This window comes from Ktedonobacter sp. SOSP1-52 (genome assembly GCF_016587395.1).
On the sequence record NZ_BNJH01000009.1, the window covers coordinates 21,723 to 42,617 of the forward strand.

Sequence of the window (20,895 nt, forward strand, 5' to 3'; positions counted from 1 at the left end):
GATGGGAAAGAATCATCTTTTAGATATACTTCGGCGTGCCTGGATGGACTTGCGTCTCTCTGGCATAGATCTGGTCGCGCTTCTCACCTTCAATAAGCAATGCGGTAGGTGGATGTGATTGGCCGAGCGCTTCGTCATACCTGGGCAACTCATTGATGACGGCAATATGTAGAGATACCTCCAGTAGCTCAGGCTCAACAGGAGGTCAAGCCTCCTCCTCGTTCCCCTCGTGCGCCCCGCTCGCACCATTGCTGGAATTGGCAGGATCGACTGGCACACAATGCGTGATGGGACCATCCCAACTGCGTATGGTGGTAGCTGGCGTTCCCGCCTTCCTCATCAGCAAGTAGCAAAGGGGGTACTGGGAAACTACAGCCGATTTTTCTCTCATGGGCTCTCATTCCTCTGGGCTGATTATGAGGACCAAGAACTCCTGTCCATCTCCAGCAATCTCTTCTATTCCCTTGCCCATCGCTTGCTTCTATCTCGTTGCGCATCCCGTAGGCAGAGCCGAATTTTACCTTGTATTTACTACATATCTCTCTCATAAAGTCTTTTTCACCCGCCCTATACTGCAAAGAGAAATACCTTGTTTGCCTCAGCCGAAACCCGAAAAAGGACACGACCATGCTCAAAACGCAACCGAAACCGACTCCGTCTACCATAGAAACGCGCTACCTTCCCATTGAAGACTATGGCATGATTGGAGATCTCACGACAGTAGCGCTGGTCGGCAAAAATGGCTCCATTGATTGGTGTTGTCTCCCCGATGTTGACTCGCCGAGCGTCTTTGGCGCGCTGCTGGATGCTGACAAAGGCGGTTCGTTTCGCCTGGCCCCCGTCGAGCAGGAAGATGTCAGCACCAAACAGATGTACTTCCCGGAGACCAATATTCTAATTACCCGCTTTCTGACCCATAATGGCGTCGGGGAAATCACCGATTTCATGCCAATTAAACAGAAAGGTACCCAGCGTTACGAACACCATCTCGTACGTGCGGTCCATATGGTGCGTGGCTCACTCACGTTCCAGGTGACCTGCCGACCTGCCTTTAACTATGCGCGCGATTCCCATATCCTTCAGCTTTCCGAGCATGGAGCAGTCTTCCGCAGCCCTCAGTTGACGCTGGCGCTTTCATCGTCGGTGCCTTTGAACGATGATGGACAGGGGGGAGCGCAGGCGACCTTCACGCTCTCGGAAGACCAATCCGCTTTCTTTTTTCTGGACAGTTCCCAGGACCAGGAGATGCGTCCGCACCCTGTTGGACAGGAGCTGTATAACGCGCAATTTACCAAAACACGTCACTACTGGCGGCACTGGCTGAGCCAGTGTCAGTATCAGGGGCGCTGGCGCGAACACGTTCAACGCTCCGCGCTGGCTCTGAAACTGCTTACTTACGCGCCCACTGGGGCCATCGTGGCCGCACCGACGACCAGTCTGCCGGAAACTATTGGGGGCGAGCGCAACTGGGACTATCGCTTTACCTGGTTTCGTGACGCCTCCTTCACCCTGGATAGCTTGCTGGCGCTCGGTTTTGCGGAGGAGGCGGAAGCCTTTATCGGCTGGTTGAAGAAGTGCCTCAACTCCCTTGGGGAGGGCGGAGAACTTCAGCCCATCTATACGATTCGTGGCAATCATGAGATGCCGGAGATCCTGCTGGATCACCTGGAGGGCTATCGGCAGAGTCGTCCGGCACGTATTGGCAACGGGGCGGCGACCCAGCGTCAACTGGACATCTACGGAGAACTGATGGATGTCCTGTATGTCTACTCGCGGCATCGTGGCCTGACCTACGAGAGCTGGTTGCACCTATGTCAGCAACTCGATTGGTTGGCGCAGCACTGGCAGGAGGCTGATGAGGGGATCTGGGAGGTTCGTGGCGGGACTCAACACTTCCTGCACTCCCGTCTGATGTGTTGGGTTGCCTTTGACCGTGCGCAGCGCATTGCTCGTGAGCGCGGTTTCCCAGCACCCCTTGACGAGTGGCAGAAGATCAGCACGCAGATCTATCGTGAAATTATGGAGCAAGGATGGAACGAGCAAAGCCAAAGCTTTGTGCAATATTATGGTGGGAATGCGGTAGATGCGAGCGCTCTGTTGCTCACGCTAACCGGTTTCATCGAGGCCCGTGATCCGCGCATGCTGACAACTATTGAGCGTATCCAGAGGGACCTGACTCATATGCCTCATGTGTATCGCTATGATGTTGATACGGCCGCAAGCGATGGTTTAGCGGGGCATGAGGGGACGTTTAACATTTGTAGTTTCTGGCTGGTGGAAGCCCTAGCCAGAGCGGGGAGGCTGGAAGAAGCGAGACTCTCTTTGGAACATATGCTGACCTATGCGAACCATGTGGGCCTGTATGCCGAAGAAATCTCATCTACAGGCGAGGCATTGGGAAATTTTCCACAGGCGTTTACCCACCTGGCCTTGATTCGCGCTTGCTTGTGCGTGGATGAAGCCATAAATAAGATAGCCCCCCATCTCTACCTGAGCCTGTAAGCCTCTCTAGAGGTTAGTGCTCTCGTTTGTCTACCAGCAGATGTGCTCCCGATGCTCGAGAAAGAAGAAGGAGGAGAGATGAAAGCGATAGCTGTGTTTCCTGCACACCGGGAAGTAAAACTCATTGAACAGGAAGAGCCGGTGATAACGCAACCGAATCAGGTCAAATTGCGTATGGTGGAGGTTGGCATTTGTGGCACTGATAAAGAGATCTGTTCATTCGCGTACGGTACTCCACCAGCGGGGTCAGATTACCTGGTGATCGGTCACGAAGCGTTGGGGGAAGTGGTTGAAGTTGGAGCGGCCGTCACCCATCTTACACCCGGTGATCTGGTGGTGCCCACCGTGCGCCGCCCTTGTCCACATGAGCACTGTCGCTCCTGCCGGGCAGGTCACCAGGACTTCTGTGAGACCGACGATTGTACCGAACGTGGCATCAAGGGCGCCCATGGCTATCTGGCGGAGTTTGTTGTGGATAAGGCCCGGTATCTGCATCCGGTGCCGCGCCATCTGCGCGAGATTGCCGTCCTGGTCGAGCCACTCACCATCGCCGAAAAAGCAGAGTATCAACTGTATCCACTGATGCAGCGCCGTCCTCCCTGGATCGATCCGGAGGTCTCCGAACGCGCCCAGGGGCGCGGGCACACGGCGCTGGTCCTAGGCGCTGGTCCAGTGGGATTGTTGGGAGCGATGGCGTTGCGAGCCAGAGAGTTCGAGACGTTCATCTACTCACGGCAGCAAGCACCAGATCCCCGGATCGAGGTCGCACAAGCCATTGGCGCGAGCTACCTGTCGAGCCAGGAACTGCCCACCTCGCAGCTTACAGCGCGCGTTGGCCCGATCGACCTGGTCTATGAAGCGGCGGGACACTCCCTGCTGGCGTTTGAGGTGCTCCGCGCCCTTGGTCCTAATGGCATCTACGTGCTCACGGGGGTCCCTGGATGGCAAACCCTGATTGAAGCTGATCTCGCCGCCCTGTTTCGCGAGATGGTCTTAAAAAATCAGGTGGTGTTTGGAACTGTCAACGCGGGACCGCACGATTTCAGTGCGGCCATCTCGGATCTGGAGATTTTCCACCAGCGCTGGCCAGATGCCGTGCGTGCGCTGCTAGCGGAACGAACTCCGATTGAACAGGCGGTTGAACGCATTCTCGGACGGCCAGCGGGTATGAAGAGCGTCATTTCCTTCCGCGCGTGAGAAAGGCATAAAACAGAGCAGAGGGCCAGCCAGGTCGGCCTGACACGATGCAATACTGGCGTTTGTCCATTGGCGCTACCATAGACGTAGACACGCGTGATGATACTTCCTGACGAGGGAATGGGCGATCTCCCATCTTGTCTCTGCTGGTTTGGTGCGTACTCACAAGCCGAACGAACGAACGAAAGAAGGATGCCAATGCCAAAAGACTCACAACACCTGCGGAGTCAGCGCCTCCGCGCCGTGAATTTCCAGGGCGATGCGCTTCGCCTGGGAATGAATTGGACCGAAGAAGATCTTGCCAAACCACAGGTGCTGGTGGAAAGCGCCTATGGTATGGGACATCCGGGCACCTTCCACTTTCGGCAATTGATTGAAGAGGTGAGCAACGGCGTGTATGAGGCCGGAGGCAAGCCGGGCGTCTTCAATGTCAGTGATATTTGTGATGGGGTCGTTCAGGCAACGAACGGCATGAGCTATTCGCTGATTTCCCGCGACATTATGGCTGCCATGATTGAGATCCATGCCCTGGGCCATCCTCACGATGGCATGGTGTTGATCTCTGGCAATGACAAGTCGGTCCCGGCACATCTGGTAGCGATTGCTCGTTGCAACCTGCCCGCCATTCACCTGCCTGGCGGGACGCAATTGAATGCGCCCGATTATGTGACCTCGAATAAGATGTGGTCCATGGGCGCTGCCGTCGAGCGAGGAGAGATCCCCAAGGATGATCTGGAGCTTGCGCAGCGCGGGGCCTGTCCCACCTGCGGCGCGTGTCAGTTTATGGGTAGCGCCAGCACGGGCCAGGTGCTGGCTGAGGCGCTCGGGCTCGCCCTGCCTGGCTCCGCGCTGGTTCCAGAGCCACTGACCAAACTCCTGCGCTATGCCCGCGCGACCGGCAAGCAGATCCTCAGGCTGATCGAGGAGGATCTCACCCCCGACCGCATCCTGACGCGCGAGGCTTTTGAGAACGCCATCACCCTCCACGCCGCCATTGGCGGATCGACGAACGCGCTGCTTCATCTACCGGCGATCGCGCGGGAGATTGGGGTTGAGATTACCATCGACGATTTCGACCGTATCCACCGCCGTGTCCCGGTGCTGGCAAATGTCAAGACCACCGGTCGCTACCCGGTCGAGTACTTCTGGTATGCTGGCGGGGTTCCCGCCGTGATGCTCGAACTGCGCGACCTGCTGCACCTGGATTGCCTCACCGTTACCGGCAAGACGCTGGGCGAGAACCTGGAGGAGATCGAGCACAGCCGCTTCTTCTTCGCCGAAAGGCTCGGTTACTTGCGGAACGTCAAGGTTCCCAGGGATGAGATCATTCGCCCGCGTACCGATCCGTTCGGGACGGATGGGGGCGTGGCCATACTGCGCGGCAACCTGGCGCCTGAGGGGGCTATGGTCAAAACCTTCTCCGTGCCGAAAGAAATGCATGTCCATGTTGGACCGGCGCGCATTTTTGACTTTGAGGATCAGGCCATCAAAGCGCTGGTGGAACGTCAGGTGACGTCAGGTAACGTGGTCGTGATTCGCTATGAGGGGCCGCGAGCGAATGGGATGCCGGAGATGTATTTCGCCTCGGCAATTCTCTCGTCCGACCACACGCTCAATACGACCACTGCCCTGGTCACCGACGGGCGCTATTCCGGCGCGATGAGAGGCCCTTGTATTGGACATGTCACGCCAGAGGCCCTGGATGGCGGTCCGATCGCCCTGCTCGAAGAGAACGACTTGATCGAAGTCAATATTCCTGAACGGCGATTGGCCATTGTGGGTGTGCAAAATCAGCATCTTCCCGAAGATGAGGTGGAACGCATCCTCGCAGATCGGCGCCGTCACTGGACACCGCCGGAGCCGCGTCATAGCAAAGGCATCCTGTCTCTGTACGCCCGTGTCGCTCGCGGCGCATCCGATGGGGCCTCCATCACCTAGAACCGGACGGAAAGCCCCCTGTTGCGCCGCTTGAGAGCGCACCTCCAGAGTCAATGCTGCCTCCTGGTTGCTATCGGCCGGCGGGCAGGGGAGCAGATCCCTTTACGAGAAATGAGAGGCATTATGCAGAAACATGAGAAACAGAGCGTGGTGATTGCTGACTATGACTATGGCGATGTCGAGATCGAACGCGCGATTATCGAGGGTGCGGGACTGGAACTGGTTGCTGCTCAGTGCAAGAGCGAGGACGAGGTGATCGATGTCGCCCAATACGCGCACGCCATTATCGCGCAGTATGCGCCGGTGAGCGCGAAGGTGATCAACGCCCTGGCCCGCTGCCGGGTGATTGCGCGCTACGGCACGGGTGTGGACATTGTGGATGTGGACGCGGCCACGCGACGCAACATCCTGGTCACCAATGTCCCGAATGACTGGTGCGAGAACGAGGTGGCCGATCATGCCATGGCCCTGCTGCTCTCCGTCGCGCGCAAGCTCCGCGACTATGACCGCGCGACGCGCTCCGGGGTCTGGCTCTGGCAGTCCGGTCAGCCCATCTACCGTTTGCGCGGGCGCATCCTGGGCCTGTTGTCGTTCGGGGCCATTGCGCGCTCAATCGCGGCCAGAGCCAGCGGGTTTGGCATACGCGTCATTGCCCACGACCCGTATATGCCCGCCACAAACATCACGGCCCAAGGCGCCACGCCGGTCTCGTTCGACGAGTTGATTGAGCAGGCAGACTACCTGGTGATTCAAGCGCCGCTGACCGCGGAAACCCACCATCTCATCGGGGAGGCGCAACTTCGTCGCATGAAGCCAGAGGCTTTCCTCATCAATACCGCTCGCGGACCTATTGTCGATGATCGTGCCCTATACCAGGCTTTGAAAGCAGGCTGGATCGCGGGCGCTGGTCTGGATGATATTGAGGAGGAGCCGGCGAAGGTGCGCGACTGGAAGCCCACGAATCCGCTGTTTAGCCTGGAGAATGTGATCATGACACCGCACGCCGCCTACTACTCGGAAGAGGCAATCCATACAGTGCGCGACTTTGCTGCGCAGGAAGTAGTGCGGGTGCTCACGGGGAAGCCTCCGCTCTCGCCGGTCAATGCGGCCCAACTTGCGAAGGGTCATCCAACGCCATCAGCCTGAGCAGCAAGGGGCAAGAGCATGACAGAAGCGTTTGAGAAACTGGGCCAGATTGGCCTGGTGCCGGTGATTACGATCAACGGTAGTGTCAGAACTGAGAACTCAACAGCCAGCAGGGCTATAATGTTTCTCAAACCCCATCGGTGGAACTATGAGACGGCATCCATCAGCTCTTGTAAAGCCAAAAGTCGCTCACAGAAGAGTTGCCGCTGTTGCATCAGTGGCAGCATTTCTTTTTCCCTGTGACGAGGACGGACATACTGGCGCAATTCGTCAAAAGCACGACAGAAACGAGCTGCTGACGCAACGTTCCCAAAGCCACGCATGGGATAGTAGCGTTGTTTCATGCCACGATGATCTTGTTCTATGCGATTGTTGAGATACTTATTCGTCCGATGCGTCACCTCATTTCCCCTGGTTTCACGTACGGCGCGTGGATAAGAACGATGCCCATCTGTGGTGACAGATTCTGGAGCATGGCCAACTACCGCGAGAGCTTGCTGAAAGAACCCCCACCCCAACCAGGGAAACCTGTGAACGACTCTCATCCAATCATGGACAAGGCTGTCACAAAGATCCCAACTGGGAAGCAGATGGCCTCATGCGTGTCCTGCTGGATCGGAGCAGCCCGCTCTACAAGGCTGTTTACACCCAACGTACGAGTTGCGAGCGCATCAATAGCCAGGCCAAAGAGCTGGGCATTGAACGACCTCGGCTCCGCAACCAGCGTTCGATTGCCAATCTCAATACGCTGATCTATCTCATTATTAATGTACGAGCGCTGCAACGAGCCATTTCCATCAATAAAGGACTTCTACCTATGATTTAGTTGCACCTCTCGGGAGGGCGTGCGTCGCTTGGCGATCGAGCCAGTGCCGAATGCACGGTGGCCTGTGGTTTCAGCCGACGAGATGACCGGTCACGAAAGATCCAGCAACGCATGATGAGATACGAGAGCACGGTGTTCGCAGCCACCGTAAGCAGTTTTGTGGCAGTGCCCCAGAGCAGGGCATTGACCAGCAAGGGATGCAAGGCAGTGCCTATGAGCCACAGCAGCCCATTGCTCGACAGGATTTCGAGCAACAGGCTCAAGAGAAAGCGGCTTACTTCCTGGAGCGTGGGTCTCTGCTGGCGCCCGAACGTCCAATACTTGTTCAAGAAAAAACTACTGGTGGCACCACTGAGATAGGCCAGCGAATTGTAGACCACCAGGATCTGCACCTGATCGGTGGGGAAGCACCAGAGCAGGATACTGAGGACCAGTACATCTATGAGCGTGTTCGTTACACCTACCAGACAGTAGCGGAACCACTGCCAGAGGAGGCTGCTCCAGCCCTTGTCGTGAGGGATAGGAGCATTGGGTATTTTCTTCGATGAAACTGCTTGTGTCTGTCTTTCTTTTCTTTTTCCCAAGATCACGATTACTCCCTCCCGCTTGTCAAGGAGCCTAGTGCAAAAATGGTATTTATTGTATTCTCAGCCTTGTCCATACCCCGAGGAGTTTCGGAGTTGGAGGACAGCTCGCGCGATGTTCGGTAAGCCCAATGTGGTGTTGGCGACCAGGTATCGACTCTCCCAGCATGGATCGAATTTCCGTTTAAAGGCGAAAAGTGTCCGGCTGGTGCCCAACAGCGCCGACCGATCAGTGACAAAACGGGCAAGCGCCCGCCCTGCAGCAGTCATTTCCTGCCTGCTATCGGTCAGGGCAGCCAGTCCCAGGCTGACCCTGTGCGCTCCACATACACGAAAGCGCTCCATAGCTCGCACCAATAAGAGTTCCATCACTCCCGGCGGGGCATCTCTTACCCGACGCATCAAATCGAGTGCCCACCCCCACCCCTGCATCTCTGATTGCCTATCTGGCACCGCGGCTTTACTGGTGAAGCATCCATAGATGGGGGTAAAAGTCACAAAGGCGCAGGACTGGCCAGTGCTCGTTTTTGCAACTGCGGTCAGAAGGCGAGGGGCAACGAGGGGCAAGGCTGGAGCTGGTGTGGGGATGGTGGCGATCATTTTATCCCGCTCAGCTGACTCGGCTAATTCATCCACTCTCCCCATGCCAAAGCCCCTCTCTGATGCCTGCTTGCCAGCTTTTTGACCCAACCAGATCCTTGAGATGCCTTCGAGGTGCTGCATCACATCCACAGGAGGCACACCTTCATACCACTGGATGTCTACGCCTTCGCGTTCAGCGCGCCGACAACTAGTGCGCACATTTGCCAGAGCCGAGCCTTTCAGCGTAAAGGTTTGAGGATGCAGGATCGCTTCTTCACCCATCTTGAAGGCCCGCAAATGGAGGGAGCGATAGGCGGCTAGGTGCTCAGGGGCTGCTTGATAGAAAGCGACACGCCAACGATGCAGGGCGCAAAAATCAAGGAAAAGACGTGTAACGTGCTCATGGGCTCCTGGTGCGCACACAGGGTCACCAAGCGCGACCGCGACCTTGTGTATCAGCTGATAATTCACCAATCCCGATCCACCAGGTGCCAGGAAATGCCTGTTTTTCGGGGCCAGCCCGAAGAATGCGAGCGGGTGCTCACCATAGAGGCGCAGCAATTCTGCTTCTGGCTGATGAATCTGGGCAAGCCGGTCCTCTGGATCGGCATCTGCTCTCGGAGGTTGTTTGTTCATTATGCGCAAGTCCTTTTCAGCACAAAGAGGTCAGGAGCCGGGCACTGGTAGCTGGGAGCGACCAGTGCCCTCGCCGCTCAGTGGCTCATTAGTGTGCAGCGGCGCAATCGTACAACTGCAGGCTAGTGGAATCAGGGCCTGAACTAAGCTGAGAGCCTTTACCAGTACTGGAACTGGTCGAGGCAGATTGCCGTTCGCTCGACGGTACCACCTTACAGTGCTGCTCCGCCCAGGTCAGCAGATCATTTTGTTGACCATTCCTGCCCTGATTGGGATCTGGCGAATCACGTAGCAGCAAGAAGCGTAGCTTTCCTGAGGCGACCAGGGACGCGAGCTCAGTGGTCGTCAGAGGATAACGTGACCAACCATCAAGTGGGATCACCGGCTTGTTGGTCGCGAGAATGATGCTATCAGCCGAACCAGCTACAACGGCCAGGATTTGCGCGTTTCCCTGATGGGTCAACAGGTAGCGAATCAGCGCTGAATTCGAGCCTCCCACAGGGCCATCATTTTGCGAGGGACCCGCCAGCGGCACATCCGATTCCGTTCCCTGGAAGATGGGGATGGCTGCCCACAGTGTTGGGCCGATCATCAGGGCGATCAGTCCAAGAGTCAATGCGGGCATGAGCAGGCGGGCCACCCTCTCATTGTGTATGAAGCGCAAAGGAATGCGGGCGCCGATGAGTACGGCCACTGCTAGCAGGCACAGCATGATGAGCAGCGGGATCATCCAGCGGCCCCAATTGGGATACCCAATGAGGATAAAGATCTGTTCAGCGGCAGTGGCGATCAGCGCCAGGGGCAACAACCAAGCGCGCCAGCCCGAACGCCGATAGTCCTGCCACATCGTCACCAGACCCATCCCGCATAGCGCCGCAAGAGCTGGATACATCACCGTCAGGTAGTACTCGTGAATTCTCCCTGTCGCAACGCTAAAGAAGACGCCCATCGTGAGCAACCACATGCCCCAGAGAATCAGCGCTTGCAGTGTGCGATCACTTCGCGGGCGGGGGCGCCGAAACTTCACGAGAGCGATCATCCCAAAAATCGCCAGCGGCAAGAGCCAGCTTCCCTGGCCCGCAAGAGGTTCAGTGAAGAGGTAGAATGGAGCTGGCACCGTGTCCCCCGGAGCATTCGTGATAGTGGCCACCGCCTTTCCCTTGCCAGGGGCAGATGTACTGTTCGCTCCTCCTCCCACGCCCAGCAGGCGCCGGAGGCCATTACCGCCGAGAGCCAGGCCGATCTCCGAATTATCTTGCGTGGCGCCAATATGAGGCCGCTGCGTTGCTGGGGTGAGGTCCACTGCCGCCACCCAGGAGAACGAGATCACCAGGAGCAAGAGTAAAGCGAGCGCCAGGTGCCAGAGACGCTTCCAGATGCTGGTGGGGGCAGCGATCAGGTAGAGCAGGCCGAAGGCAGGAAGCACCAGGTAGGCCTCCAGCATCTTGATATTGAAGCCGATGCCGACCATGGCGGCGCACAGCAGGAGCCAGCGCAACCGCCCAGTCTCAGCAGCGCGCATGACCGCCCAGGCTCCCACGAGCATGACCAGTGCCAGGGTGCTATCAATCGTCACGTTGCGATTGGTGACGATATTGACAGGCGAGAGTGCCAGGGCAAGCGCTGCCAGCAAACCAGCCATTACCCCACATTGGCGGCGTACCAGGGCATAGAGCAGCAGCACCGCCAGCACGCCGCAAACGGCCTGGGGCAAGAGTGTGCCGAAGGGTGTGAGGCCGAAGATTTTGGCGCTGAGCACCTGCAACCAGAAGCCCACGGGGGGCTTGTCGAGCGACGTGAAGCCACCTGGATCATAGGCGGCAAAAAAGAAATTATGCCAGTTGTCCATCATACTTCTCACGGCGGGGGGATAATACGTATCGAAGCCGTTCTGCCCTAACTTGTAGAAGTTCATGAAGACAGAGATGAGCAGAATTGCCCCCAGCGCTAGTCGCTGCCAGGGCGCAGCAAGACGCTGCGGTTCCCATGGTGCTGTCGGATGTTCAGGCTCCTCAGCCTGTGCACGTGTAGTAGTAGTCTCAGCCATAGTTTGCTTCTCCTTGCTAGGCGTAAAAATCACTCATGCGCTTTTCCCTGCATGGTTGTCGTTTTAGTTGCGCGCTTTGAGCAGCGCCGGATGTGGGTCGCGGGCGCGGAAGAGCGTGAGCTGGCGATTGACAGGTCACGAATATCCTGGTTTGTAATCCTGATTGTCCCTTGCGTGACTCGATCCAATCCGCTCAGACAATTGAGCAGCGTGGCCTTGCCGCAACCACTCGGCCCCATAATGACGACGACTTCCCCACGCTGGGTGCGCAATGTCACCCCTTGCAAGGCCTTTACCACGACCTGCCCAGTATCGTAGTGCTTGTGAATATCGATTGCCTCGATGACGATATCTTCCTGTCCTCTCTCGCTGGACATCTCGGTTTCCATGTCCGAATACCTCTTTCTTCAATTCCCTTGTTCGCGGCTATAGCATGCCGTGAGTCATCAGTGTAGCTGGGAGTGAAAGACAAAGCTATCGAGAAACCCTGCATATTTCTCTCGTCAAAGCCTGCAGCGAGAGATTGCAGAAAGATGCAGTGGACAGGTGCAGGAATTGACATGGTATCTCGACGGGGCTCATGCGGTTGTGTTGCAAGAAATGGCAATGATGGGGTACTGTCCTGTCAAGTGAGGTTTGCAACAGAAGAACATATCTGATATCCTTGAAGCTCAAGAATATCCATGCAAGGAGACACAGATGAGAGAGCGCCCTCACAAGTATGAGGTGACCTTGACCGAAGAACAACGCTTCGTGTTACCGCAATTGCTTTCTGGTGGAAAAGCCCCCGTTCGATAACAGGCCCATGCTCGCATCCTCCTCAAAATCGATCGCAACGCTCCTGGCCCCCGCTGGACGGATGAGCAAGTGGCCGAAGCGTTCGAGATGAGCCGCTACACCGTGATCCGCGAGCGCTTCGTGAACCATGGGTTAGACGATGCCCTCAACCACCGTCTTCATACCCAAACGCGAGCACAAGCCCTCGATGGGGAACAAGAGGCGCATCTCATCGCGCTCTCGTGTCGCCCATGTCCGACCGGACAAGCCCGTTGGACCTTGCGTTTGCTCGCCAATCGGATGGTGGAATTGGGCTATGTCGAGCAGGTCAGCCACGAAACCGTGCGTAAGACGCTCAAAAAAAACGAACTCAAGCCCTGGTTGAAACAATACTGGTGCATTCCCCCTGCGGCGAGCGCCGCCTTTGTCTGGCGTATGGAAGATACCTTGGAGGTCTACACGCGTCCCTACGACCCCCGTTTTCCCCAGGTCTGTATGGATGAGAGCGCCAAACACCTGTTGCAGGAGAAACGAGAGAGCCTGACAATGCAATCGGGACAGCCTGAGCGGGTTGATGACCCCTTTGAATCAGGTGGCATGCGCAAAATCTTCCTGGCTTGTGAACCGCTCGCTGGCAAACGTTTCGTCAAAGTGACTGAGCGCCGCACCAGCGAGGACTGGGCGCATTTTACACGCGAACTGGTAGATGTGTACTATCCCGAGGCAGAGAAGGTCGTGCTGGTCATGGATAATCTCAATACGCATACGCCATCCTCCTTGTACTCCACCTTTGCTCCAGCCGAAGCACGCCGCATCCTGCACAAGCTGGAAAGCCATTACACACCGGTGCATGGCTGAGATTGAACTTTCGGCTCTGGCTCGCCAATGCCTCTCTCGCCGCATTGGGACCCAGGAGGAGTTGGAACGTGAAATTCAAGCCTGGCAACAAAGTCGCAACGAGGAAGCTATTACGGTCAATTGGCGCTTTACCACCGCTGATGCGCGTGTCAAGCTCAAGCGCCTCTACCCCTCCCCTGAAAAAAAACCTTCCTCCTCAACAAAACATGTTGTAAAGAAAGATTGACAAAGCAGTACACTCATCAGGATCCTGCTGAGTGAGAGGTATTTCTCTATGCAACATGATTCGTTGTTTAAGTGGCGACACTTCCAAGCTGATATCATTCTGTTACGCAAAGACCTCATCGTCTTTGAGAAGCCTTTTGAATTAGATCGTTTGCTTCGCTTGGTGCAGGAATTGCTCGCGTAAACGCTCGTAGCCTTTGAGTCTTGCTTCCACGCTTGATTTCTGCTACAGTGATGTGGGTATATGCGCAAGAGTGATTTGACAAGAGAAACGTCCTCGGCATTCACGGAATGCCGAGGACGTTTCTCTTTGAATGATTGCCCCTCGAACCCCAAGTTATTTACAGAATTTTCTGCTGATGCCTCAGATGAGAAGCGGTTTCTCCAGATGCTCCATGCTGAATTCCTACAATTCGCGCTGATTATTTCACGTTTACCTCAAAAGTGTTGAGGATTTTGCCTCATTTACTAACTACACGACCCCCTCTATCGCTTTATTCGCCGACGCGTGGCAACCAAGGAGCAGGCCGAAGACCTGCTCCAGGAGGTCTTCCTCAAGATGCACATGCAGATCGGTTCGTTGCGCGAACAGGACAAACTGGAACGCTGGATGTATCAGATTGCGCGCAACCTCATTATCGATCACTATCGCAAAGGGCGGCAGGATGTTCCCTTAGAGGAGGCCGAGACCATGCTGCCTCTCGACGAAATCCCAGAGGAAGATCTCCAGGCACGGTTGGCTGCGTCAGTCGCTGCGATGATTGCCTGTTTATCCCCTGCCTATCAAGAGGCCCTTCTGCTGACCGAGATGCAAGGACTTTCACAGAAAGAACTGGCAACGCGCCTGGACCTTTCGTTTTCAGGAGCCAAATCACGGGTGCAGCGAGCACGCGAAAAGCTGAAACAGATGGTGCTCGATTGCTGCCATATTGAGTTTGACCGTCTTGGGCGTGTTATTGATTATTACTCCCATTGTGCATGTTGCCAGACGCAAGAGCATGAGAAGAGAGATTGCTCGGCTGGGCAGTGCGCATGCACTTCTCAAGCGATATACCCATCTTCTTAGAAGAATATTCTCTTGCCTGTTACGAATGAGAAAAGAGGTAGTGACCTCTAACATTGATGAAGGTGAGCGTCTCGACCCCTCACGACGGAGAGGACATACTGAGCGATATCCGTGAGTGGTCGGAGAAAAAGGGAAAAACGGTTGCTCTTTAAGAGGCTTTAGGGGAACCAAGAAGCAGAGGCTGAAGGAGAACGTCTCCTTCAGCCTTTTTTTTGCTCTTCTCAGAAGGAGACCTCATATGAGGCGCAAACTGAGGCGCACGTGTAGGATATCATAATTCTTGTCTTTGCCTCAGCTCACCTCGTGTGAAAAATCCCACAATTGCTGTCTTTGCGTCCCATAATAGGTGTCATTCCCCTACAGAATTCCCACCAAACCTGTCATTGCCCTACAGCATATTCTGGCCTGGTGATGGCGGAGTCGGCTGATACGCTTCTTTGCGTGCGCTGGGTGCAATGGGGGATGGGTCCAAAGACAGGAATGGTGGGAAGAAAGACACGATTGGTGGGATCCTACTTGGCGTCTGCGTAGGAGAGGAGTGTGTAGGGAAATCCCAGAAACGGTGTCCTTGAGGTTCCTGGACGGCGTTGTCTGCTGTGTCTTCTCCTCCTGGATATCTTATAGCCATTAAGTATCTTGAGGGATTATGGGGAAGAGGAGAAGGCGGTATTGCAGGCGTGAGGTGTTCTTGGATGCGGTGCTCAAGGGTTTGTCGTGAAGAGGTTGGTTGATACTGTTGGTAGGCGTGGGAGACGATGGAGAGGGCGTCTTTGGCCAGATCACCAAGGAGGAAGGTGTGGGGGAAGTTGGAAAAGGCATGTTTTTTTTGTTTTCCAGGACCAGCATGCGAGCACATCAAGAAAGGCGATGAAATGGTCGGGCCAGGCGCGAAAGATCCAGTGTGTGATGGCCACTTGCAGTGGAGGGACAGCTTCTGGAGAGGGACTTTGGAACAGCTGGTTTGGGTTTGAGATACTCAATGCGACCGGTGCGCCAAGCAGGAACGCGGGATGACGGGAAAGTATTCGAGGTGCTCAAATGGAACCGAGAACCAATGTAAGGTCATCTGGTAGAGTGCTTCCTCGACTTCGCAGAAGAAGATCGGAAAGGAACCGATAGTCAGCGTACTCAGCGAGCAGAGACACCTGAGAGGAGGCAATGCGGAAAGGACTCATCGGAGGCTTGAATGACCTGGTTGACGCGTTCGTACAGCATCTGTTTGGCGGTACGGGAGAGGAAGGAATGCAGGTCTTCCCAGGGTTGTGGAGGAACGCGCACTGGCAGTGGTGCGATGCGGTGTGTGCCGATGTGTGTGGTAGTGGGCATGTGAAGGTGTTCCCTCCTGTTGTTCTCGCGGCAGGCGGATGTCTATGAACTGACTGGCTTTGGCGGTGGGTGCGCTATCTGGCGCGTCAGACAGAGAATACGCAGACAGTCATAGGGTTGCAAGTGCTGGTATTGAGAGAAAGGCGTCCCCTCGATTGGTAGCAGGAAATTGATCGGAATCGACTGCGGCTCCAGCTCACGCAGGGCCAGAAGCATGTCAATGATATCTTCCTCGCTCTCGCCCTGACCGAAAAGCGCACCTGAGCAGAGTTTAAGGCCAACCTTGCGCGCCGCCTTCAGCGTATCCAGACGATCCTGGTAGGTATGAGTTGTACAGATCTCGGGATAGTAATGCTCGCTGGTATTCAAATTGTGATTGAGCTGCTCCACACCCGCGTCATAGAGCGCCTGCTCCTTTTCTTCGGTCAACAGACCAAGATTGCAACAGATGGCGATATCGACCTCCTCTTTGATGCGGCGCACAGCTTTGGTCAGAAAGTTGATTTCGCGTGTATTGGCTCCACGAGTACTGATCACGATGCAGTAGCGACGGCTGCGAGCCTCCTTCGCCTTTTTTGCGGTTGTGTTGCAAAAAAGAAGAACAGAATAGAGCAAGGCATGCAGAGGTTTTCTTGTTCAGCTTAGGCGCCGACTCCAAACAGCATCTATCCTGGGCCTATTTCTTGTTACCTAGCCTCAAAGTCTGCAATTTACGTGAGATTCATCATTCTCCGCTCAAATTTTGCCCTGGGAAGATTTCCTAGGCAACCGGGCAATCTACCTGGAAAAACCTCCTGGCGCGACGGGAAGTTCGCTCATGACATGGGAATGTGCTTCCAGTTATTCTTTAGACAGGTTTCGCATTGAAACGCGACGTATTACTCACACTATGCAGGAAATGATTTTGCAAGGAGGTTATGAATCATGTCATCACAAACGTTGTCTCGTTGGAGTGGGGGAATCCTGCTCGTTGGCGGGCTGTTGAGCCTGGCAAGTTCTACTTTAAGTGCCTTTCTCTTTCCTGGTAGTAATGCCACTCCCCAGCAGATGTTGGGCACTCCCTGGTTTCTGAGCGAGCTTGTCTTATTCGTCGGGGTGCTGTTGCTGGTGATGGGTTTCCCTGTCAGCTATGGACGCCAGGCTGCGCGTGCAGGCGTTTTGGGCTTTATCGGCTTTGTCGTGCTCTGGGTAGGGATGTTGCTGGCAATGGGTTTCTCGATGGTCCGCATTACCGTCTTCCCGGTCCTGGCGCAGGTGGCGCCTTCGGTCTTGGCAAACGGGGATCTACCTATCGCTGCCGGGTTGCTGCTGATTTTCGGTCCCGCGCTGCTGCTCATCGTTGGGAGCATCCTGACAGGTATTGCCACGATCCGCGCCAGAGTCTTCTCACGCTGGGCGGGCTTCCTGCTGCTGATTGCCGGCGCCATCTACCTGATCGCGCTCGTCGTGCCGCCTGTCGGAGACATTATTGATCCGCTCAGTGACGCCGCCCTCTTCCTGGCGCTGGCGTGGTTCGGCTATGCGCTCATTGCCCCAGGCAAGGCAGCAGTAGCAGATCCATCGCCAGCATCATCTGTCGCCCAACCGATCCGCTGACAGCTTGTAGGGGCAGATTGATCTCGCTTGACAGCAGAGGGGATGCACGTCGCGTCACGCAGACATCCCCTCCTGCCTCTTCCATTGAACGCAGGTATCGTTTACACTGTATATACCTGCACGATGGGAAGAAACCAGACGTGACGACGTCTCGCTGAGAGAGGGGAGCAGACGAATGCAGCAAATACGCACAGACACGATTCAGCATCAACATGACCAGGCTGATACACAGGTGCATGGGAATTGGCTGGTGCTGGCACGGTTGGGCTGGTTGACCCTGACGCTGCTGATTCTGGCACTGACAGCCATTGCGCTTCCCCGATTCACAGTCCTGGCGCAATCGGTCTGCCAGCCACATGCGCCATGCCTCGACATCCAGTTGCAGCAGGATGATCTGCGTTTGCTCAAGCAGCTTGGCCTCTCGCCAGCCTTCTTTGCAGCGTATCAGGTAGGTTGGGCCGTGGTAACGGTCCTGATTCACTCGGCGCTGGCCGCCCTCATCTTCTGGCGGCGCTCCAATGATCGCATGGCGCTTGTTTGTGCGTACATGCTTGTGCTCTTCGGAGGAGCCACCTATACCGGCCTCTTTGACTACGGACTCAGGCCATTGGCCCCCACGTGGTACTGGCTCGTCGGGCTGCTCGACCTTCTAGGTCAGATAAGCCTGCCTCTCTTCCTGTTACTCTTCCCCTCTGGCCGCTTTGTACCGCGCTGGAGCCGCTGGGGAGTGATTGTTGTTGTCTTGCAGGCAACGCAGTACGTCTTCTTCAGCAACTTGCTCTATAGCAATACTGATGAATTCAGCGGCCTGTCATTTGCGGGCCTGCTGCTCTTCCTGATCGGTTTGCAGGTCTATCGGTATCTCAGAGTCTCCACCTTTCGAGAGCGTCAGCAGACAAAATGGGTGGTGTTCGGCTGTACCGTCGCTCTTGTGGGCTTCGCGCTCTTCATCATCGTCGGAAACCTGACCCTCACACCGGAAGTGCGCGATTCGCATACAATGACTATCCTGGTACTTGGGACAGCGGGCAATATCTTGCTGCTGCTGATCCCCGTCTCGATTGCTATTGCCGTCCTGCGCTCTCGGCTGTGGGACATCGACGTCATCATCAACCGCACGCTGGTCTATAGTCTGCTCACAGGGAGCGTCATCGGCATCTACGTGCTCGTTGTTGGCTACCTGGGGGCTCTTTTTCGCACAGGCAGCAATCCCATCATTTCCTTGGCGGCTACCGGACTGGTTGCAGTGATCTTCCAGCCGCTGAGAGGACTACTCCAGCGCTGGGTGAATCGATTGCTCTATGGAGAGCGTGACGAGCCGCACACCGTGATCATGAGGCTGACTCGTCAGTTGGAAACAACGCTCGCGCCCGATGCCATGCTGCCCACCATTGTCGAGACGCTTGTTCGCGCGCTCAAACTGCCCTACGCTGCCATTCTGCTCAGACAAGATGACGATTTCGTCACCGCCGCGAGTTTCGGCAGCTTGAAGGGCGAGCCGCTCACCCTGCCACTGGTCTACCAGCAAGAAACCATCGGCAAACTGCTGCTCGCTCCCCGCGCTCTCGGCGAAGACTTTGCCCCCGCCGATCTGCGCTTGCTGAAAGATGTGATAGGCCAGGTCAGCCTTGCGGCCCACGCTATCCGCTTGACTGCCGATCTCCAGCACTCCAACGAGCATCTCCAGGCAGCGCAGGCCCGTTTAATCACGACCCGCGAAGAGGAGCGCCGCCGCTTGCGCCGCGACCTCCACGACGGCCTGGGATCAGCATTGACCAGCGTGACCTTCCAGCTCGATGCTGCCTCCAACCTGCTCGACCACGATCTCGGCGCGGCCCAGGGACTGCTGAAAGAACTGAAAGGGCAGGTACAGGCATCCATCGCCGATATCCGCAGGCTGGTCTATAACCTGCGCCCGCCGATTCTCGATGAATGGGGCCTGATCGCAGCCCTGCGGGAACAAGTTGCACAATATCAGTTGAACAATGTGCAGGTCAGCATCGACGCGCCCGAGGATCTGTCCCCGCTGTCTGCTGCTATCGAGGTCGCTGCCTATCGCATCGTGCTCGAAGCTCTGGCAAACGTCATCCGGCACGCACAGGCCACCACCTGCACTATCCGTCTTGCCCTCATCGACAGCGGGCTGACGCTGGAAATTCAGGATAACGGCGTGGGGATACCCGAGAATTCCTCTGCAGGAGTAGGCATCAGTGCCATGCGCGAACGAGCAGCGGAGCTTGGCGGCACCTGCAGAATAGAGAGCACTGGCGGAACTGGCACGCGCGTCACGGCCTTCCTGCCGCTCCTGAAGGAGGAATGATCTATGACGAGCGAGCCACTGCGTATCCTATTAGTCGATGACCACCCACTTGTGCGCAGCGGTCTGCGGGCGCTGCTCACTTCCATACCAGAGATGAAAGTGGTCGGCGAGGCCTCCAACGGCGAGGAAGCGATAGCGCAGGCGGCGGAGCTGCAACCCGATATCATCCTGATGGACCTCAACATGCCCGGCATCAACGGCATCGAAGCCACACGTCGCATCGTGCAGACCAGTCCCCGTATTGGCATCCTGGCCCTCACCATGCTCGAAGACGACGCTTCCGTTTTTGCCTCCATGCGTGCGGGAGCGCGGGGCTATCTCCTCAAGGGAGCAGACCAAGCGGACGTATTGCGGGCGATCAGCGTCGTAGCTCACGGGGAGGCCATCTTCAGCCCATCCATCGCCCAACGCCTCATGCAATACTTTGCCAACATGCAGCCCATTCTGCCCCAATCCGCCTTTCCCGATCTCACAGAGCGCGAACGAGAAATCCTGGGATTCATCGCCCAGGGGAAAAGCAACGCCGAGATTGCCGAAGAGTTGGTCCTGAGTTCTAAGACGGTGAGCAACCACGTCTCCAACATCTTCAGCAAATTGCAGGTGGTTGACCGCGCTCAAGCGGTGCTGCGAGCCAGGCAAGCGGGACTTGGCCAGGGATGAAGGTTCTTACAGCGATAGGCCCAGGATGTTAGCATGGAGTTGCAGAGAGTGCGTCGCTCCGGTATCCTGGTCAGGTCAAGCTGACGGGGACGCTCGATCAGTACGCGGCGTCAGGGTTGGCCCGTTTACACGGTGGGACACCAAGCCCGACAGGATGTTTGGCCACCCGTCGAATCCGCTTAACTGGGAACGTGAAAGATCGTAGCCCGAATCGGTGTATGAATACCTCGAACCCTCAACGGCGTCCTCTTTGGATCTTCGTTGTTACCTCAACAAGGGAGAACTGCCTGCTTGCACCTGTTTCTGCAGAACGGTTTGTTGCCCTGGATATCCATAAACGGTATGTCGTTGTTGGGGCCGTCAACGCCAGGCAGCAGATCGTCCTCTCTCCACGCCGGGTTGAGTCTTGTTGATTTTCTCTTCTGGAGCCAACAGCACTTGCACGCAACAGATGCTGTCGTGCTAGAAGCGACCACCAATGCCTGGTATCTCTGCGATCAACTTCGCCCCCTGGTCGCCTCGGTCACGGTCGCGCATCCATTGCTTGTAAAACTGATTACGACTGCTCGCGTGAAGACCGATGTAGGTCTCACCTGGCACGTGCGCATG

Annotated in this window: 17 protein-coding genes and 3 pseudogenes; 11 read left to right on the forward strand and 9 right to left on the reverse strand. The window is 56.2% G+C overall.

Translation table 11 applies throughout. The annotated features are described in order from the left end of the window. Positions 1–205: 205 nt before the first annotated feature. Positions 206–391 carry a hypothetical protein gene (locus tag JMJ16_RS53200; RefSeq protein WP_201394789.1) on the reverse strand — a complete coding sequence of 62 codons (186 nt, stop codon included), beginning with the start codon at positions 389–391 and terminating at the stop codon, positions 206–208. A 236-nt stretch (positions 392–627) separates the two neighbouring features. Here JMJ16_RS53200 and JMJ16_RS53205 point away from each other — a divergent pair, with 236 nt between their 5' ends. From JMJ16_RS53205 to JMJ16_RS53220, 4 genes are all read left to right on the forward strand, one after another. Then, entirely contained in the window at positions 628–2,502 is a 1,875-nt protein-coding gene (locus JMJ16_RS53205; RefSeq protein WP_201394790.1) for a glycoside hydrolase family 15 protein, read from the forward strand. A 78-nt stretch (positions 2,503–2,580) separates the two neighbouring features. Continuing rightward, the gene (locus JMJ16_RS53210; protein WP_201394791.1) at positions 2,581–3,699 is read left to right on the forward strand and encodes a glucose 1-dehydrogenase; all 1,119 of its coding nucleotides are present in this window, start codon (positions 2,581–2,583) and stop codon (positions 3,697–3,699) included. A 198-nt stretch (positions 3,700–3,897) separates the two neighbouring features. Next, positions 3,898–5,637 carry a dihydroxy-acid dehydratase gene (gene ilvD / locus JMJ16_RS53215; RefSeq protein ID WP_201394792.1) on the forward strand — a complete coding sequence of 580 codons (1,740 nt, stop codon included), beginning with the start codon at positions 3,898–3,900 and terminating at the stop codon, positions 5,635–5,637. 123 nt (positions 5,638–5,760) lie between these two features. Then, positions 5,761–6,783, forward strand: coding sequence for a C-terminal binding protein (locus JMJ16_RS53220; protein ID WP_201394793.1), 1,023 nt, complete (start codon positions 5,761–5,763; stop codon positions 6,781–6,783). A gap of 146 nt (positions 6,784–6,929) precedes the next feature. Here JMJ16_RS53220 and JMJ16_RS53225 read toward each other — a convergent pair. Then, a pseudogene (locus JMJ16_RS53225) lies at positions 6,930–7,289 on the reverse strand (DDE-type integrase/transposase/recombinase); the annotation flags it as partial. Between the two features lie 92 nt (positions 7,290–7,381). Between JMJ16_RS53225 and JMJ16_RS57835 the strand changes: the two are divergent. Further along, entirely contained in the window at positions 7,382–7,609 is a 228-nt protein-coding gene (locus JMJ16_RS57835) for a hypothetical protein (protein ID WP_374229202.1), read from the forward strand. Here the strand turns inward: JMJ16_RS57835 and JMJ16_RS53235 are convergent. The 4 genes from JMJ16_RS53235 to JMJ16_RS56460 form a co-directional block, all read right to left on the reverse strand. Beyond that, positions 7,606–8,199, reverse strand: a complete 594-nt coding sequence (locus tag JMJ16_RS53235) for a GtrA family protein (RefSeq protein WP_201394794.1) — start codon at positions 8,197–8,199, stop codon at positions 7,606–7,608. The genes JMJ16_RS57835 and JMJ16_RS53235 overlap by 4 nt on opposite strands. Positions 8,200–8,256: 57 nt before the next feature. Continuing rightward, complete coding sequence (locus tag JMJ16_RS53240) at positions 8,257–9,411, reverse strand: bifunctional lysylphosphatidylglycerol flippase/synthetase MprF (RefSeq protein ID WP_201394795.1); 1,155 nt, start codon at positions 9,409–9,411, stop codon at positions 8,257–8,259. Positions 9,412–9,499: 88 nt separating this feature from the next. Next, a complete protein-coding gene (locus tag JMJ16_RS53245; protein ID WP_201394796.1) occupies positions 9,500–11,458 on the reverse strand; it encodes a glycosyltransferase family 39 protein in 1,959 nt (652 codons plus the stop codon). A gap of 29 nt (positions 11,459–11,487) precedes the next feature. Continuing rightward, entirely contained in the window at positions 11,488–11,847 is a 360-nt protein-coding gene (locus tag JMJ16_RS56460; protein WP_305068480.1) for an ATP-binding cassette domain-containing protein, read from the reverse strand. A 310-nt stretch (positions 11,848–12,157) separates the two neighbouring features. Between JMJ16_RS56460 and JMJ16_RS53255 the strand changes: the two are divergent. The 3 genes and pseudogenes from JMJ16_RS53255 to sigZ all read left to right on the forward strand — a co-directional run. Beyond that, a pseudogene (locus JMJ16_RS53255) lies at positions 12,158–13,319 on the forward strand (IS630 family transposase). A 48-nt stretch (positions 13,320–13,367) separates the two neighbouring features. Then, positions 13,368–13,502 (forward strand): hypothetical protein, encoded by a 135-nt coding sequence (locus JMJ16_RS56390; protein ID WP_255553356.1) that lies wholly within the window; start codon positions 13,368–13,370, stop codon positions 13,500–13,502. 303 nt (positions 13,503–13,805) lie between these two features. Then, positions 13,806–14,384 (forward strand): annotated as a pseudogene (gene sigZ / locus JMJ16_RS53260) (RNA polymerase sigma factor SigZ); the annotation flags it as partial. 1,128 nt (positions 14,385–15,512) lie between these two features. Here the strand turns inward: sigZ and JMJ16_RS53265 are convergent. Together JMJ16_RS53265 and JMJ16_RS53270 are read right to left on the reverse strand one after the other, a co-directional pair. Then, entirely contained in the window at positions 15,513–15,710 is a 198-nt protein-coding gene (locus JMJ16_RS53265; RefSeq protein WP_201394797.1) for a hypothetical protein, read from the reverse strand. Positions 15,711–15,752: 42 nt separating this feature from the next. Further along, a complete protein-coding gene (locus tag JMJ16_RS53270; RefSeq protein ID WP_201394798.1) occupies positions 15,753–16,325 on the reverse strand; it encodes a radical SAM protein in 573 nt (190 codons plus the stop codon). 309 nt (positions 16,326–16,634) lie between these two features. On the opposite strand from JMJ16_RS53270, the gene JMJ16_RS53275 reads away from it, so the two are divergent. The 3 genes from JMJ16_RS53275 (at position 16,635) to JMJ16_RS53285 (ending at position 20,286) form a co-directional block, all read left to right on the forward strand. Continuing rightward, a complete protein-coding gene (locus JMJ16_RS53275) occupies positions 16,635–17,306 on the forward strand; it encodes a hypothetical protein (RefSeq protein WP_201394799.1) in 672 nt (223 codons plus the stop codon). A gap of 175 nt (positions 17,307–17,481) precedes the next feature. Beyond that, positions 17,482–19,626 carry a sensor histidine kinase gene (locus tag JMJ16_RS53280; RefSeq protein WP_201394800.1) on the forward strand — a complete coding sequence of 715 codons (2,145 nt, stop codon included), beginning with the start codon at positions 17,482–17,484 and terminating at the stop codon, positions 19,624–19,626. Between the two features lie 3 nt (positions 19,627–19,629). Next, entirely contained in the window at positions 19,630–20,286 is a 657-nt protein-coding gene (locus JMJ16_RS53285) for a response regulator transcription factor (RefSeq protein ID WP_201394801.1), read from the forward strand. Positions 20,287–20,748: 462 nt separating this feature from the next. Here JMJ16_RS53285 and JMJ16_RS53290 read toward each other — a convergent pair whose 3' ends face one another. Then, the gene (locus JMJ16_RS53290; protein ID WP_201394802.1) at positions 20,749–20,886 is read right to left on the reverse strand and encodes a hypothetical protein; all 138 of its coding nucleotides are present in this window, start codon (positions 20,884–20,886) and stop codon (positions 20,749–20,751) included. Between the last annotated feature and the right edge of the window lie 9 nt (positions 20,887–20,895).